Genomic DNA, 14,784 nt, shown 5'->3' with positions numbered 1-14,784 from the left:
CTGGAGGGTTTTCTTATTTTTAGGCTGCTTTTGATTAAAATAAAGCATATCGTTCACACCCAATCTCCATACTTGATACTCGATACTAAATACTTGATACTAAATACTCGATACTACATTGATACAAATTAAATGAAACTACATACCATAAACACCGGACTTTTTAAACTCGACGGCGGAGCCATGTTTGGCGTAGTACCTAAAAGCATCTGGCAGAGAACAAATCCGGCTGATGCCAATAATTTGTGTACCTGGGCCATGCGATGCTTATTAATTGAGGATAGTAATCAGCTTACTTTAATTGATACTGGAATCGGTAACAAGCAGGATGAAAAGTTCTTTAGCCATTATTATCTTCATGGAAGTGATACCATGGAAAAATCACTAAACAATCTCGGTTTTGGTTTATCAGATATTACCGATGTTTTTTTAACACACCTGCATTTTGATCATGTGGGCGGTGCTGTTGTGCGTGAGGGAGAGAAATTACAACCTGCTTTTAAAAATGCTAATTATTGGACAAACGAAAAGCACTGGAAATGGGCTACGGAACCCAATCCCCGTGAGAAAGCTTCATTTTTAAAGGAGAACATTCTGCCGATCCAGGAAAGCGGACAGTTAAAGTTTGTGGAGGAAGGAGAAAATACAGCATGGCGCAAAAATATAGAGATCAGTTTTGCTTATGGCCATACCGATGCCATGATGTTACCGAAGATTAATTACAAAGGCAGAACTATCGTATATATGGCAGATCTGTTGCCTTCTGTAGGTCACCTTCCTCTACCCTACGTAATGGCTTATGATATGTTTCCTTTAAAAACACTGCAAGAGAAACAAGCTTTTCTTGAAGAAGCCGTTGCGAAAGATTACATTCTTTATCTAGAACATGATCCGGCTAACGAATGTTGTACCTTACAGCAAACAGAGAAAGGCATTCGTGTCAAAGAAACTTTTAGTTTAAGCGAACTTTAAAATATGATACGCAAAGCTAAACAGGAGGATGCCCCCACAGTGGCTGAGCTAATTGTTCAGGCTATGGGCGATTTAGCCTATAAGTTTAGTAATACCAGGGATCATCATAAAACGCTGGCGCTTTTTGAACACTTCTTCAGACTTACCGATAATCAATATAGTTACCAGCATACACTGGTATATAAGGAAGGAGGTGAAGTACTTGGAAGTATAAATGGATATGATGGCAGCAAATTAGCGGTTTTAAGAGCTCCTTTTCTTCAATACCTGAAGGAACACTGTGGATGGATTAATTTCGATCCTGAGCCAGAAACAGCGGCCGGAGAGTTTTATTTAGACACCATTAGTGTAGCGCCAATTGTTCAGGGTAAGGGAATCGGGAAACAATTGATTGAGGCTGGTATAAACCGGGCCGCAGAATTGGGACATAAAAACGTTGGCTTATTGGTAGAACTTAACAATCCGGGAGCTTTGAGGCTCTATCAAAAAATGGGCTTTGAGATTGAGTCTGAAAAGACCTTTATCAATGGATTGTATTACCATATGACTCAGGCTATTGAATAGCTTATCATGCTCAACTTAAAAATGATTTCATGATCTGTGCATCAAAAATTTGGTCCGCGCATCAAAATCCATGGTCCTTGCACTAAATTCATGGTCCTTGCACTAAATCCATGGTCCTTGCACTAAATCCATGGTCCGTGGTCACGGACCATGGTTAACTAATTTTCTTAATAAAAGCTTCGCAGAATCGCTCAATCTGTTTCAGTTGAATTAACTTGCTGAAACTGAAAATCCCGGTAACAGCACAGGTAATGCCTGCAAGTACGTCTAACACATAGTGGTGACTGGTATACACCGCTGCGAACCAAATGCCGATCATTACGATGAAGAAGAAAATATTAACTGCGCCCAATTTGCTTCTAAGTCCGTAAAAAAGTACAATCACCGGGTAAGATGAATGTAGTGATGGCATCGCCGCAAAAACATTCGAACCTTTGCTATATATCCCCTGAAAAAGGGTCGTATTAAAAAAATGATCAAACCTAATGAGCCCGGCAGTATTACCTGGTGTTTTAGCTATAAAATCAAAACCATGCTCCTGCACATACCATGGCGGTGCGGCAGGAAATACATAATACACCACAAAACCCAATAAATTTACCCAAACAAAGGTGAGCGAGAAGTAGATAAACTGGCGTTTATTTCTAAAGAAAAGATAGGTTGCAAAAGCCAAAGGTACCGGCACCCACATTAGATAAAAGAATCCGGTAAGCACATCTAAAAAAGCGTTACTATTCAGTTTCCAATATTCATTAGGGGTAAGTTTCAACTGATTGAAATCGATACCAAAAAGTTTCTTTTCTAATTCATAGAGACTTTGAATGTGCACCTCATTAAATTGATAATTGGGAAAGGCCTTCATGTAATCGAACAGGATCCAATACACGATAAAGATCGAAAAGCCTAAAATAAACTTGCGGGTTATATTCGAAAGATAGTATAACGAGTTAAAGATGCCCACCAATACCAATTGATCGGATTTAAAGCCTACTAACCATATAGATAGTAAAATATATCCTATGGAAATCCCAGTAATAATTAGAACATCTTTAATATTTATAGCCTTTCGTGGTAGGCTAAGCCCTTCATTCATATTATTTTTTGTCAAAATTTGATCTAAAGATGTGATCCCAGAAAGTCCAGCTTACACCGTAGCCCTTTGTCGAATCAGAATAGTGATGAAGCATATGATGTTGTTTCAGTCTCTTCCAAAATCCACTTTTAAAGTTAGCATGATGCAAGGCATAATGAACCATATCATAAAAGAGATACCCACCAATAAACCCTGAAAAAAAGGCAAAAACTTTTGTATCTGGCAAAAGCCAGTCGAACAGAAAATAAAAGCCCAAAGCCAGGGGAATACTCGCCGATGGTGGCATTACCAGGCGTTTGGCATCATTTGGATAGTCGTGATGTACGCCATGAAATATAAAATGGATGCGCTTACCCCATTCTATGGTAGGCTCATAATGGAATACGTAACGATGTAATATATATTCGGTAATGGTCCATACGGCCAGACCAAACAACAACCATCCCGCAAATTCTAAAAAAGGCATTTCGAGCTGAAAAAGCGATTTCCAGCAGAAAAATAAAATAAGGGGAACATAAACGATTAGCGGAACAAAATAACTTACTTTTGATAAGCCTTCCAAAAAATCGCTTTTAAACATCCTGATAGATGCAGATGAGTTGGAAATAAAATTTCTTTTCATAACCTTTACTTATACTTTAATGCGTTCAACGAGTTGTTTAGTGGTATCGGCAGCATCATAGCCTTTAATTTCTACATATTTAACATTTGGAAGCCAGAAAGAACCGCCCTCAATTCGAAGGAAGATTCGCTCCAATTGCATCTTTTTATTATTTATCGTCGCGTAAACGTGATATTTCTTATCGGTTGCTGATTTATAAAGATACATAGGTAACTTTTTATGAGATACGAAGCGAAGTTCAAATTGTCCGTTTCCCATATATTTCGTAGCAATTCCGTAAGCAAACTTCCTTTGGATGTAACTTAACTCTTTCTTTTCACCTTTATCGCCATAGCGCATCCAAAATACATTGATAGGTTCTTTTTGATCTACTTCACCTTTACTGTTCACATTTAGCTGGCAAATAATGGTGTTGGTATTCGGATCACGTTGTAAGTAAAACAATTGATTGCTGATATTTTTAGGTGTTGGAAAAGTAAGGGGTGACGGATCTGCTCCTTGCGCTCTTACTGCAGTTCCTGCCGTTGCCAATCCTACAGCCAACATAAAACCAACAATTATTGCTGCACGATTGCTTCCTTGTTTCTCCTCCAGCTCTTTAGCTTCGAGTGCTTTTTTGGCTTCCTGCAATCTTCTAATCGCTGTAATATTTGTTAGTACCGCCATTATCGTAATGGGAAGCGTAAAAATCGTCATGGTTTCAAAAATATGAAAAGGAATTCCTGGGATGTAAATTTTAAAATCACCACCTATAAAATGACTGCTTACGCCACAGGCTATGGCTACCACACCAATGGTTACCACCCGCTCCGGACGCTGCATTAAACCTCCCTTACATTCTACGCCCAATCCTTCTGCCCTTGCACGGGTATAACTCACCATCATAGAGCCTATTAAAGCGATGAAAGCGAACAAAGAACTTAAAAAGTAGTGATGAGCAATGAGGTAGTAACAGATCCCCAAAAACATGATCATTTCACTATAACGATCTAATACAGAATCATATAACGCCCCGAATTTCGAGCTCATGTTCCCTAACCTGGCAACCTGACCATCCAGCATATCAAACAGGCCTGCAAACAGCACCAATGCACCGCCCCAACCCACGAAAGATAAATCGCCTCTATTGGTTTTTTCGGCACCCAATACAAAAATTACAGCAACACCAATATTGAGCACCAAGCCAATAGTAGTTACCATGTTAGGTGTTAAGCCCAGCTTAATCAAGCCCCTCACAAAGGGGTTGATTACTTTGTATATGCCTAGCTGAAGGCTATCTCTAAGTTTTACTTTTTGCATGTTTTTATTTTAAAAATCAAATTTTACCCTGGCTCTGATACCCCATTCAGATACTTCCGGATGGTTGAGGTAATTGAACCGTTTTACCAGATCAACTCTTAAAAGCTTGAATATGTTTCCAACTCCAACGCTTCCTTCCATATAGGGTTCGTTGCCCAAAGCGTAGGTTCTGTTCGCTCCATTTTCATATACCGGAAACTTATAAAGTCCGGTACTCATTCCTGGATTGTTCTCGTCTCTAAGTCCACCATAAAGCGCTTTAAACGAAACGGCCTCTCTCAATTTCAATTTCTTTAACAAAGGTATCTTATTAAAGAAGAAACCATTAAAGTTATGATCTATATTAATACTTACATAATGATCACTCACAAACTCCAGAAAATTCATCAGGTTGTAAGAGTTTAATTGATAAGCATAAGTTTGGTTAGCACGATGAATATCTAATAATGGGAAAGGAACCTTGCCTGCAATATAGCCACCTTCCACAGTTACATCACTATAGCCAAGTTGCGATAGATAAAAACGCTTATCAATACTTCCCATCAGATTATGATAGTTATATTCTCCTCCAAAAAGACCTTTTAGTCCGGCCGTATATCTAAAAGTGAACACAGGATAACGGTCTGGAATAGGCACCCGGTATATTTTCCCCTGGTAAAACTTCTCATTTGGTGCATAACGCAACTGTAATGAAAGCTCGCTTGTACTTACACGATTAATAAAGTCATTGTTATCATTTTGATAGAACAATCCACCGGCAGGCGTTTGGCTCCATTTTTTGAAGCCCATTGCGTAAGAAAAGTGATTTTCAAATTCCTTCACATAATCCAGGCGATAGAAATCGTTATACAATAACATATCATTTACCCCTCTTTTAAAGGAAAGTAGAAAGTTATCTTCTTGTACGAATTGTAATTCCTGTCCGGGTATTTTAGTATCTCTCTGAAAGCTTGCGCGAACATAGTTCTGCGGAAATTCATAGATGGATTTATTGTTTATGGAATAAGTACCTGATAAGAAAAACTTCCACTTTTCATCTTTAATTCCGTAAGCCGCATAGTTTTCAAAATAAAAACGTTTACTCAATTCTGGTGTTGTTCTTCCTCCTAAGCGCAAACGCAAACCCTCAACATTATTAAAACTATAGAAGGTGTTCACCGGACCGATTTCATAAGGACCTAAATTTTGATAACCTGCAAATAATAGGGTTACAATCTTCATTGTTCTTTTAAACGATGGAAGATTTTGGAGTGTATCGATATTATGGTAGATTTTAAGCTGATTTGTGGATATAGAATCCAGCCTGTTATTTTTCCAATACAGGTCGTCTCTCTTATCTGCATCTGCCAACACGACTAAGCTTTTTCCTTGAAAAACAGTATCTGGAACCGCAGCGTCAAACTTATAATCTTTAAAGGTTACGGTTCTTTCTCCAGTAAAGCCCAGTCCTTTATTTTTATTTAAGCCGAAATCTGCCAATAAGTTACTTTTACTTAAGGAGTATTTGCCTTGTGAATTTTTCTCAAAATCCAGATCAATCTTCATCGCCCTAACAAAGTTGAGGTTGATGTTTTTATTTACCCCAAGAGATGCTCCGGTAACCGCATAGTGGCCGTCATTGGTTACATATAGTCTACCCTCAAACAACATATCTGTTGTATTTCTTGGTGTAAAAGAAAGTTCAATTACCTCAGGTGTTTGATTTTTAAGGGTATCGGTAATGAAGAACTTATAAAATGTAGGAGCTCCATCAGCAATAGGGCTCAAAAACTCATTACTGATAACGGAAATGTTATTTTTATAAATATCAATATCTTGATACATCCTGCTAAAATAGCTTTTCAAGCCTTTGTTGTCGATGTATTTAGCATCAAAATTTACCTGCTTCTCTGCAACCACAACAGTTTTATTTTGCTCTGGAGACTGGCTAAAGTAACTATCGGCGAGCCTTTCCTGAATATAAACCGGTAGCAGGTTTTTGCCGCCAATTAATGTAGAATCCTGCTCTTGAAAAAGAAACTGATAATTTCTAAAGATCTTTTTATTCTTAAATTTCTCAGATACATTACTCATAGAAAAGAGCATTTTCTCATATTGACGATAAGATACTTTATTGTAGCTTTTAATCCTGTTATCGTCCTTATGGGCAATTACCTGTCGAATTAATTCAACCGCAGGATTGTCTTTATTGCGATAACGCACTCTTTTTCCTGCAACAATGACTACATCATCGAGCGCTTTTGAGTCGGGCTTAAGTAAAATATCTATCTGCTGGGTTGCAGAAGAAACCAAATTTCGAACTACCTGGGTATAACCAACATAATTAAAGCTCAACGTGGTTTGAGCATCCGGAGCACTGATGGTGTATTTTCCATCGGCATCGGTTTGTGTTCCTATTTTTGTTCCGGTAAAAAATATCGAAACATAGGGTAGTGTTTCTTTGGTAACCGCGTCACGTACGGTTCCTGATACTATTGTTTTTTGAGCAAAAGCCCCCCCAACCCATACGAAATTGAGGATGAATAGTAAAAATATATAAAACGATATGGGATGTTGACGATTCATTAACGAGTGAAAATAAACTGCTTTTGCATTATATAATTATAGGTTGTACCCAAAACAAGGGATACCAATACCTTTGAGAGCACATAATTGAGATGAAAAAAGTGGGTTAGAATGTAAACACCAAGCGTAACGAGTAATAAATTACCCAACCATACCATGATGTACTTTACTGCCTGCCATTTTATATTCTTAGAAGTAGCACCAAAGACCCACGTTCTATTAATATAAAAATTTAATATTCCGCCAGAAACGGTACCGGCAATGCTTGCGGCTAGGTACCACCAGCCAAAAAACCTTGCACCAATAATGGTGATCAAAAAATCTAACATCGATGCGGAGATCGATGATGCCTGAGCCTTTAAATAAGTAAACATATTGATTAAAATAAGTTCAATATGACTACCAGTTGAAGAACCAAATTGGCATATACTCCTGCTAATATATCATCGGCCATTACCCCCCAACCTCCCGGGAGTTGTTCCAATCGACGGATAAACAATGGCTTCAAAATGTCAAAAAACCTGAAGAGAACTAACCCTATAATTACATATTCCCATCTTAAAGGAACAAATAACAAGGTGATACACATGCCCGCTATTTCGTCTATTACCACGCGTCCGTGATCCTTACCCCAAATCTCTTCTACCCTATTTGCAGTGATGACTCCCAGTATGGTTAAAAAAACAGTAATCCATATGGCGATCATACCAGGATAAATATAACCAGTCTGGAAAAAGTACCAGCACAGGCAAGTTGCGATTGCGGAGTACGTTCCTGCACCCTTGCCTATATATCCGATTCCCAGACCGGTTGATATGATTTTATGAAAAAGCACTATACGTTTTCTACAGGTTCTTCTTCGTAATCTAAACCTAAATGTGTTATCAGGTCTTCACCCATCATGTGACGTAAAGTATTCTGTAATTTCATCAACTGCTTAAAGATATCGTTCTCTGCAGGTACATTAGGTAAAGTTTGAGGAGATTTCAAATAGAATGATAACCACTCCTGAATACCGCTCATGTTTGCACGTTTAGCTAAATCGATAAATAAGGCTAAATCCAAAACAATTGGTGCAGCTAAGATCGAATCGCGACATAAGAAGTTGATTTTGATCTGCATCTTGTAACCTAACCAACCGAAAATATCAATGTTATCCCAACTTTCCTTGTTATCACCGTGAGGAGGATAATAGTTGATACGGATTTTGTGGTACATATCCCCATACAAATCAGGATTTTTCTCTGGTTTAAAGATATCTTCCAACACACCTAATTTAGATACTTCCTTAGTTTTGAAGTTATCAGGATCATCTAACACCAAACCATCTCTGTTACCTAAAATATTATCGGAAAACCAACCATTTACACCTAATGCACGTGCACTTAATCCAGGCGCTAAAATAGTTTTCATTAAAGTTTGACCTGTTTTGAAATCCTTACCTGCAATTGGGGTATTGGTTTCTTTAGCCAATTCAATTAAAGCTGGAATATCTACAGTTAGGTTAGGTGCACCATTTGCGAAAGGAATACCTAGTTTCAAAGCTGCATAAGCATAGATCATACTTGGTGCAATACGAGCATCATTGTCTTTTAATCCTTGTTCAAAAGCTGCAAGCGATTCATGAACTTCAGAAGGCTCGAAATAGATTTCTGTAGAACCACACCATACTAAAACAATACGATCGCAGTTGTTTTGAGCCTGAAAGTTTTTGATATCTTCCATTACTGCTAAAGCCAATTCGTGACGGTTTTCTTCTTCTTTTACGAATTTACCATCCAAATTTTTTACGTAGTTTCTATCGAAAGCAGCTCTCATTGGTTTAATGGCCTGCAATTCTTCACGAACATCACGTAATAAGTTAGCGTCTAATACTCTTGCATTTAATGCAGCTTCATAAACGTTATCTTCATAAACATCCCATCCACCGAAAACGATATCTTCCAGATTAGCTAAAGGAACGAAATCTTTAATTTTAGGCTCTTTATTTTCGGTTCTTTTTCCTAAGCGGATGGTTCCCATTTGTGTTAATGAACCAATTGGCTTTGACAAACCTTTTTTTATAGCTGCTACACCGGCAATCATGGTTGTGGCAACTGCACCCAGTCCTGGCATTAATATACCCAGCTTACCTTCTGCTGCTTTTACTTGTTGTTTCATTTTTATTTAATTTACTATCTATTGTTATAACCAATTATTGTCTTTGTACCATTTAATGGTTTCGGAAATTCCCTGCTCCAAATTGTATTTTGGGCTATAATTGAAGTCCCTTTTTAAGTTATCTATACTACAGGCCCAGTTACGCGCGGTTAACTCTTTTACCTTATCCAAATTAAGCGCAGGTGTTTTCTTAAACAAGCTGTAAGCTCCATCCATGCACCAGGCTAATCCCTTTATAATTGGCACCGGAACATTAAAAGAGAATGTTTTCTTGTTTAATGCTTGTCTGGCGTATAAGGCCAATGCGAATCGATCATAAACCTGTCCATCAGAAATATTATAGCTCTTGTTGATGATATTTGATTTAAGTGTTTTTATAATCAACTCTGCCAAATCACTTACATATACAAAACTGAGCTGCTGCGCTTCACTTCCTATGTAGAGCTCTAATCCGGAGCGGATGGTTTTAAAGAGGATGAAAATATCCTTCTCTCTAGGCCCGTAAACCGCTGTAGGTCTAATAATGATCAATGGAAGATCTTCAATTTCACTTAAATACGTTTCAGCAAGAGACTTACTGATACCGTAGTTAGTTACCGGATTTGCAGCTGCCTGATCAGTTAAAATTTCGTTTTCATTGTTTAGCGGACCTAACGCGGCCAAGCTGCTCAGGAAAACAAATTTTTCTATTTTATGGCTTGATATGGTAGATGCAACCGCCAGATTTCGGGTATATGTTGCATTAATCTCGTTATATTCCTGAAGCGTTGGTGCCTTTGTGGTTGCCGCGGCATGAACAATATAATGGTATTTCTTTTCTTCGATATCTCGCTTTAAAAGGTATATAGAGTTAAAATCCAGGTCTACAAATTTAATGTCGAAGTGTTTCAGATGTTCTACCGCACTAGAACTACGAACATTGGCATACACCTCTAAATCGTGTTCCAAAGCAGTTTTAATTAAATGGTATCCCACAAATCCAGTCGCACCAGTAATTAATACCCTTTTTTTCATCTGCTTAAATTTGTATTCCTGTTCACGAAATCACGTGGTTGCTCATTAATATCCTCATTTCAAAGCAACCCGACATCTTAGATCGTTTTTTCGAGAATTCTATATTTCCGATAAAGTTTTCCGCCAATATCTTCTATTGGTTTATTGATCATTTCGTTGTGATCAAGTGTCCAGCTTGCTTCAGCATACTTCATATTTTTAGCTTCGAAAGCCCTAATGATTCTACCGTATAAGCAGGCCTCAATTCCCATTTTGCGATAACCATCAATTACACCCAGCAATAAAATTCTGATTCCATTAATCTTTTTCTTATTGAGAAGTAGTTTGATTAATCCAGTTGGGAATAAACGTCCACGTTTTATTTTAATCAAGATCTGATTGATATCCGGTATGGCCAGTGCGAACCCTACTATTTTACCTTCCTGCTCAGCAATGATGCAAAAATCCGGATCAAGGATCATTTTCAAGTCTTTTGCCGTATAATCGAATTCCTTATCGGTCATGGGTACAAAACCCAGGTTTTTATCCCAGGCCTTATTATACACTTCACGGATAGCATTACATTCTTCCTTAAATTTCTTTAGGTTAATGGTGCGTAAAACAATATTATTCCTTTGCAAACGCTCCTCTATCCTATCGATCAGTTTCACTGAACGATCACTGTAAGTACCTGCGGTGTAACGATAGGCTCTTAAATCCACGTTCTTTTGAAAACCAATCTTATCTAGCAAAGGCAGATAATAAGGTTTGTTGTATGGCATCATGGCCACCGGCGGACCGTCAAAGCCTTCTATCAATAAGCCACAAACTTCGTTGGTAGAAAAGTTAACCGGCCCCATAATGCGGTTCATTCCCTTTGCTTCTAACCAACCTTGTGCAGCATTTACGAGCATTGTGGCTACCTCCAGATCATCAATGGTATCAAAGAAACCAAAAAAACCATCTTTAGCTTCGTATACCTTATTATGATTGGTATTATTGATTGCTGCTATCCTTCCTACAATCTGATCTCCATCGTACGCCAAAAAGAGCTGTATTTCAGAGTGTTCGAAAAAAGGATGATGACCAGGCGTAAGCAAATCGCGCTGCGCTATAAATAATTCAGGAACATAGTTCGGATCTTGAGCATACAAATCATGTGGAAAATCAATGAACGAGTTGAATTCCTTCTTAGTAGCAACAGCTATTACTTTTTTCATGATTGTGTGCCAACTAAACTTACATCCGCAGCCTTAAAAGCGACTGTTAATTTATCAATAGCCGTTTCAATTTGTTCAAAACTATGTGTAGCCATTAATGAGAACCTGATTAATGAGGAATCAGAAGGGACTGCTGGCGACACAACAGGGTTTACAAATACCCCATTCTGCTGAAGGATATTGGTAATGATAAAAGTTTTGGTATTGTCTCTGATGTAAACCGGGATGATAGGGCTATGCGTATTACCGATATCGAAACCCGATTCCACTAATAATTTTTTAGCATATTCTGTATTCGCCCAAAGCTTATCGATACGTTCTGGCTCAGACTCAATGATATCTAAAGCAGCAATAACACTGGCTACAGCCGAAGGCGGCATACTTGCACTGAACATTAATGAACGTGCTCTATGTTTGATATACTCTACCGTTTCTGCATTACCTGCGATAAAACCTCCTAATGAAGCCAGTGACTTACTGAAGGTCCCCATAATTAGGTCTACATCATCGTTTAAATTGAAGTGCGAGGCAGTTCCTGAGCCATTAAAACCGATTACCCCCAAACTGTGGGCATCATCCATCATAATGTTTGCTCCAAATTCATCAGCAATTTTGACCATTTCCGGAAGATTAACCAAATCGCCTTCCATACTAAAGATCCCGTCAGATACAATTAATTTTGCCGCATCTTCTGGCAATCTGCTTAGTTTCTTACGCAGATCATCCATATCATTATGGGCGTATTTTATGGTTCTGGAGAACGACAAACGGCTTCCATCTATAATTGAAGCGTGATCATACTCATCAAGTACCAGGTAATCATTCCTATCTAGCAAACACGAAATCACCCCTAAGTTTACCTGAAAACCAGTACTAAAAAGAACCGCAGCCTCTTTACCTACATAACTGGCTAACCGGCTTTCGAGTTCCAAATGGATATCCAATGTACCATTCAAAAACCGCGAACCAGCACAGCCAGTTCCGTATTTCTCTATAGCAGCTTGCGCCGCTTCCTTAATTTTGGGATGATTGGTTAGACCCAGGTAGGAATTAGAACCGAACATGAGAACATTCTTTCCGTTGATCACAACCTCAGTATCCTGAGCAGATTCAATTGATCTAAAATAAGGATACAATCCTTGCTCCTTTATAATTGATGCATCCTTAAATGAAGCAATTCTATCTTGTAATTTTTTACGCATATTTATGCTTTTATTCAGCAATATTAGTTAAATATGTTATCGAGAAAAACTTAGCTTTTCTCTTGATATACACCAGATTCCTCATCGTCAAAAACCATGCTAATTTCTATAACATTGGCTAAACAATTTGATTATACAATTTTAACGCCACTTTAAGCTTAAAAAAAGGTTCAAATGTAGTAAATATTGGTCAAAAAGGTGTATTGAAAAAATGTGACATTTAGATGAGTTGACCATTTGACTATCTGACTATTTTTCTATCTTGGTAAATAAAACAATATACCGAATTCAGTATTGGTTTTCGCGGCATTAATAAAGCTTAATATAAACACAAAAACTTAATTTCCAAAAAGATATGTGATACATATTAATATACATTTTTAATGTAGCTATCAAAAACAGGTCATTTTGTATTTTTTTTGAAGGAGGATTTATTTGCTTTGTTAATTTTGTTTTCTGTCAGGAAATCAGCAGCACCCATTGTTCTATATTGGATGTATTAGGTGTGATTTTACCATTTAGACTAAAAACAGATGACTTTTTGACCAATGCCTCATTAAATTAATGTAAAGAATTCTTCGAAATTTTATGGAACAACATCTTCTTAACAATAGAAAAAGCATTAAGGATGCTATAGAGAAAACCGAGCCTGACGAAGATATTTTCATTTCTAAACATGACAGTTCGAGTTCAAACTTTTGTACCCGTCAGCCTTTTCGTTCTAATGCCTATGTACTGATCATTATAATTAAGGGTAAGATTAATTTAACCACCAATTTTAGTCCGGAAACATTTAAAGAAAAAGACCTGGCCTTCTTATTTCCCGGAGCAATTTATGAAGTAAGTGAACTAACGGACGCGTCTTTTATCAAGATAGTTTTTAAAAAGAACTATTTAAAAAATCAGGGTATATTTTTAAGTAATGCCGAGAGTTATCGATTATTTCAATCTAACTCTAGCCATAAATTTTCCTTAACCAAGGAAGAATACACCGACATACTACACAATGCACAAAAATTACAAAAACGACTTAAACTACCTGCCGATACACCATTACTCAATGAGGTGATTAGGAATAGCTTTCTTGAAGTGTTGTACGATTTATTCTTAATTAACAACAAAAGAAGAAACTTCAGCCCTATTAAGCACGATCGCAAAGCGGAATTAACCAGCAGGTTTCTCAATCTGTTGGCAGACCATTTCAAAAACGAGAAAAAGGTTCAGTATTATGCCAGTGCGCTGTACATTACCCCCAGGCATCTATCGCAGGTGGTAAAACAGGTGACGGGAAAAACAGCAGGAGAACTGATAGACGAAATGGTGATCAGAGAAGCTAAAGTATTGCTTACCGGACACATCCTCAATGTATCTGAAGTGGCTGAATTATTGAGTTTTAGCAATTCATCCTTCTTTGGAAAGTATTTCAAGAAATATACCGGCACCTCTCCTTCCGCTTATCGCCTGGCGCACAATATTGCCCGAACATCCAGTTTTTAATAAAATAAATGATGTAGTTGCATTGTCAAAGTAAAATATTGCTATGACCTTCTCAGCCTCAACAGATTAGATATTGAAATTTATTTTCATTTTTATTTGTATTTAATCTAAATAATGCCAATTTTTGCAATCGATGGAAAAAGCATGTGTTGATCTGAACGAGTTAATTAACGTATTCTCAAATACTCATGGAGCTGTTTATCAATCAGATAAGCTGAACTGCTTTTATGTTGATTTTGGAGGAAAGTTTGCAAGATACAATTGCCTTTCACTTCAAAAGCTCAAAAAGGCTGTTGAAGCTATCGATATCGAAGAATTACTTTTAAACACACACCGTGCAGATTTTGAACTGGTTACCTTTAACGGTTGTGAGCACATCTATCTTTTAAGTGCACTAGAAATTGTTGCCCTAAAAAGCCTGCTTCAGGGAACTTTCACCATGTTTAAATTAAATCACATGATCAGCGATTGTTTGTATCGCCTGGTGGTTTAAATAAAGAATAGCTAAGTCCATCATCCATTCTTCTTTCATATGGAAAATGGAGGTATGGAAATGGAATGTCTGGCGGTTATCTAGCGTCCATATTACATCAGTCC

The 14,784-nt window shown here is 37.6% G+C and carries 14 protein-coding genes; 4 read left to right on the top strand and 10 right to left on the bottom strand.

Annotated features, from left to right (window positions below; translation table 11 throughout):
* Positions 1-132: 132 nt before the first annotated feature.
* Both BMX11_RS21575 and BMX11_RS21570 read left to right on the top strand, forming a co-directional pair.
* A complete protein-coding gene (locus BMX11_RS21575; protein WP_090888754.1) occupies positions 133-972 on the top strand; it encodes an MBL fold metallo-hydrolase in 840 nt (279 codons plus the stop codon).
* A gap of 3 nt (positions 973-975) precedes the next feature.
* Entirely contained in the window at positions 976-1,536 is a 561-nt protein-coding gene (locus BMX11_RS21570; protein ID WP_090888752.1) for a GNAT family N-acetyltransferase, read from the top strand.
* Between the two features lie 154 nt (positions 1,537-1,690).
* Here BMX11_RS21570 and BMX11_RS21565 read toward each other — a convergent pair whose 3' ends face one another.
* From BMX11_RS21565 to spt, 10 genes are all read right to left on the bottom strand, one after another.
* Positions 1,691-2,629: a phosphatase PAP2 family protein gene (locus BMX11_RS21565; protein ID WP_090888751.1), complete on the bottom strand. Its 939-nt coding sequence runs from the start codon at positions 2,627-2,629 to the stop codon at positions 1,691-1,693.
* 1 nt (position 2,630) lies between these two features.
* Positions 2,631-3,251, bottom strand: coding sequence for a sterol desaturase family protein (locus BMX11_RS21560; RefSeq protein WP_090888750.1), 621 nt, complete (start codon positions 3,249-3,251; stop codon positions 2,631-2,633).
* A 9-nt stretch (positions 3,252-3,260) separates the two neighbouring features.
* Positions 3,261-4,550 carry a DUF4833 domain-containing protein gene (locus tag BMX11_RS21555; protein ID WP_090888748.1) on the bottom strand — a complete coding sequence of 430 codons (1,290 nt, stop codon included), beginning with the start codon at positions 4,548-4,550 and terminating at the stop codon, positions 3,261-3,263.
* 9 nt (positions 4,551-4,559) lie between these two features.
* Positions 4,560-7,115 (bottom strand): DUF5686 and carboxypeptidase-like regulatory domain-containing protein, encoded by a 2,556-nt coding sequence (locus BMX11_RS21550; RefSeq protein ID WP_090888746.1) that lies wholly within the window; start codon positions 7,113-7,115, stop codon positions 4,560-4,562.
* Positions 7,115-7,489: a GtrA family protein gene (locus tag BMX11_RS21545; RefSeq protein ID WP_090888744.1), complete on the bottom strand. Its 375-nt coding sequence runs from the start codon at positions 7,487-7,489 to the stop codon at positions 7,115-7,117. The genes BMX11_RS21550 and BMX11_RS21545 overlap by 1 nt, the downstream gene beginning before the upstream one ends.
* A gap of 5 nt (positions 7,490-7,494) precedes the next feature.
* On the bottom strand, positions 7,495-7,950 hold the full coding sequence (locus BMX11_RS21540) for a phosphatidylglycerophosphatase A family protein (RefSeq protein ID WP_217643900.1): 456 nt from the start codon (positions 7,948-7,950) through the stop codon (positions 7,495-7,497).
* On the bottom strand, positions 7,950-9,275 hold the full coding sequence (locus tag BMX11_RS21535; RefSeq protein ID WP_090888740.1) for an inositol-3-phosphate synthase: 1,326 nt from the start codon (positions 9,273-9,275) through the stop codon (positions 7,950-7,952). The genes BMX11_RS21540 and BMX11_RS21535 overlap by 1 nt, the downstream gene beginning before the upstream one ends.
* Positions 9,276-9,299: 24 nt before the next feature.
* The gene (locus tag BMX11_RS21530; protein WP_090888738.1) at positions 9,300-10,289 is read right to left on the bottom strand and encodes an NAD-dependent epimerase/dehydratase family protein; all 990 of its coding nucleotides are present in this window, start codon (positions 10,287-10,289) and stop codon (positions 9,300-9,302) included.
* A 77-nt stretch (positions 10,290-10,366) separates the two neighbouring features.
* The gene (locus BMX11_RS21525) at positions 10,367-11,488 is read right to left on the bottom strand and encodes a hypothetical protein (RefSeq protein ID WP_090888735.1); all 1,122 of its coding nucleotides are present in this window, start codon (positions 11,486-11,488) and stop codon (positions 10,367-10,369) included.
* Positions 11,485-12,690 (bottom strand): serine palmitoyltransferase, encoded by a 1,206-nt coding sequence (gene spt, locus BMX11_RS21520; RefSeq protein WP_090888732.1) that lies wholly within the window; start codon positions 12,688-12,690, stop codon positions 11,485-11,487. The genes BMX11_RS21525 and spt overlap by 4 nt, the downstream gene beginning before the upstream one ends.
* A 588-nt stretch (positions 12,691-13,278) precedes the next feature.
* On the opposite strand from spt, the gene BMX11_RS21515 reads away from it, so the two are divergent.
* Positions 13,279-14,187 (top strand): helix-turn-helix domain-containing protein, encoded by a 909-nt coding sequence (locus BMX11_RS21515; protein WP_090888729.1) that lies wholly within the window; start codon positions 13,279-13,281, stop codon positions 14,185-14,187.
* A 133-nt stretch (positions 14,188-14,320) separates the two neighbouring features.
* Complete coding sequence (locus BMX11_RS21510) at positions 14,321-14,680, top strand: hypothetical protein (protein ID WP_090888725.1); 360 nt, start codon at positions 14,321-14,323, stop codon at positions 14,678-14,680.
* The last annotated feature ends 104 nt before the right edge of the window (positions 14,681-14,784 follow it).

Origin of the sequence: Pedobacter rhizosphaerae (assembly GCF_900111155.1) — a bacterium.
GTDB classification, from domain to species: Bacteria; Bacteroidota; Bacteroidia; order Sphingobacteriales; family Sphingobacteriaceae; genus Pedobacter; species Pedobacter rhizosphaerae.
This window is presented reverse-complemented; position numbering and strand designations above follow the sequence as displayed.

What these genes read in the sequence shown, in the direction of transcription:
- BMX11_RS21575 (WP_090888754.1), top strand. Translation starts at nt 133, where the DNA reads ATGAAACTACATACCATAAACACCGGACTTTTTAAACTCGACGGCGGA.
- BMX11_RS21570 (WP_090888752.1), top strand. Translation starts at nt 976, where the DNA reads ATGATACGCAAAGCTAAACAGGAGGATGCCCCCACAGTGGCTGAGCTA.
- BMX11_RS21565 (WP_090888751.1), bottom strand. Translation starts at nt 2,629, where the DNA reads ATGAATGAAGGGCTTAGCCTACCACGAAAGGCTATAAATATTAAAGAT.
- BMX11_RS21560 (WP_090888750.1), bottom strand. Translation starts at nt 3,251, where the DNA reads ATGAAAAGAAATTTTATTTCCAACTCATCTGCATCTATCAGGATGTTT.
- BMX11_RS21555 (WP_090888748.1), bottom strand. Translation starts at nt 4,550, where the DNA reads ATGCAAAAAGTAAAACTTAGAGATAGCCTTCAGCTAGGCATATACAAA.
- BMX11_RS21550 (WP_090888746.1), bottom strand. Translation starts at nt 7,115, where the DNA reads ATGAATCGTCAACATCCCATATCGTTTTATATATTTTTACTATTCATC.
- BMX11_RS21545 (WP_090888744.1), bottom strand. Translation starts at nt 7,489, where the DNA reads ATGTTTACTTATTTAAAGGCTCAGGCATCATCGATCTCCGCATCGATG.
- BMX11_RS21535 (WP_090888740.1), bottom strand. Translation starts at nt 9,275, where the DNA reads ATGAAACAACAAGTAAAAGCAGCAGAAGGTAAGCTGGGTATATTAATG.
- BMX11_RS21530 (WP_090888738.1), bottom strand. Translation starts at nt 10,289, where the DNA reads ATGAAAAAAAGGGTATTAATTACTGGTGCGACTGGATTTGTGGGATAC.
- BMX11_RS21525 (WP_090888735.1), bottom strand. Translation starts at nt 11,488, where the DNA reads ATGAAAAAAGTAATAGCTGTTGCTACTAAGAAGGAATTCAACTCGTTC.
- spt (WP_090888732.1), bottom strand. Translation starts at nt 12,690, where the DNA reads ATGCGTAAAAAATTACAAGATAGAATTGCTTCATTTAAGGATGCATCA.
- BMX11_RS21515 (WP_090888729.1), top strand. Translation starts at nt 13,279, where the DNA reads ATGGAACAACATCTTCTTAACAATAGAAAAAGCATTAAGGATGCTATA.
- BMX11_RS21510 (WP_090888725.1), top strand. Translation starts at nt 14,321, where the DNA reads ATGGAAAAAGCATGTGTTGATCTGAACGAGTTAATTAACGTATTCTCA.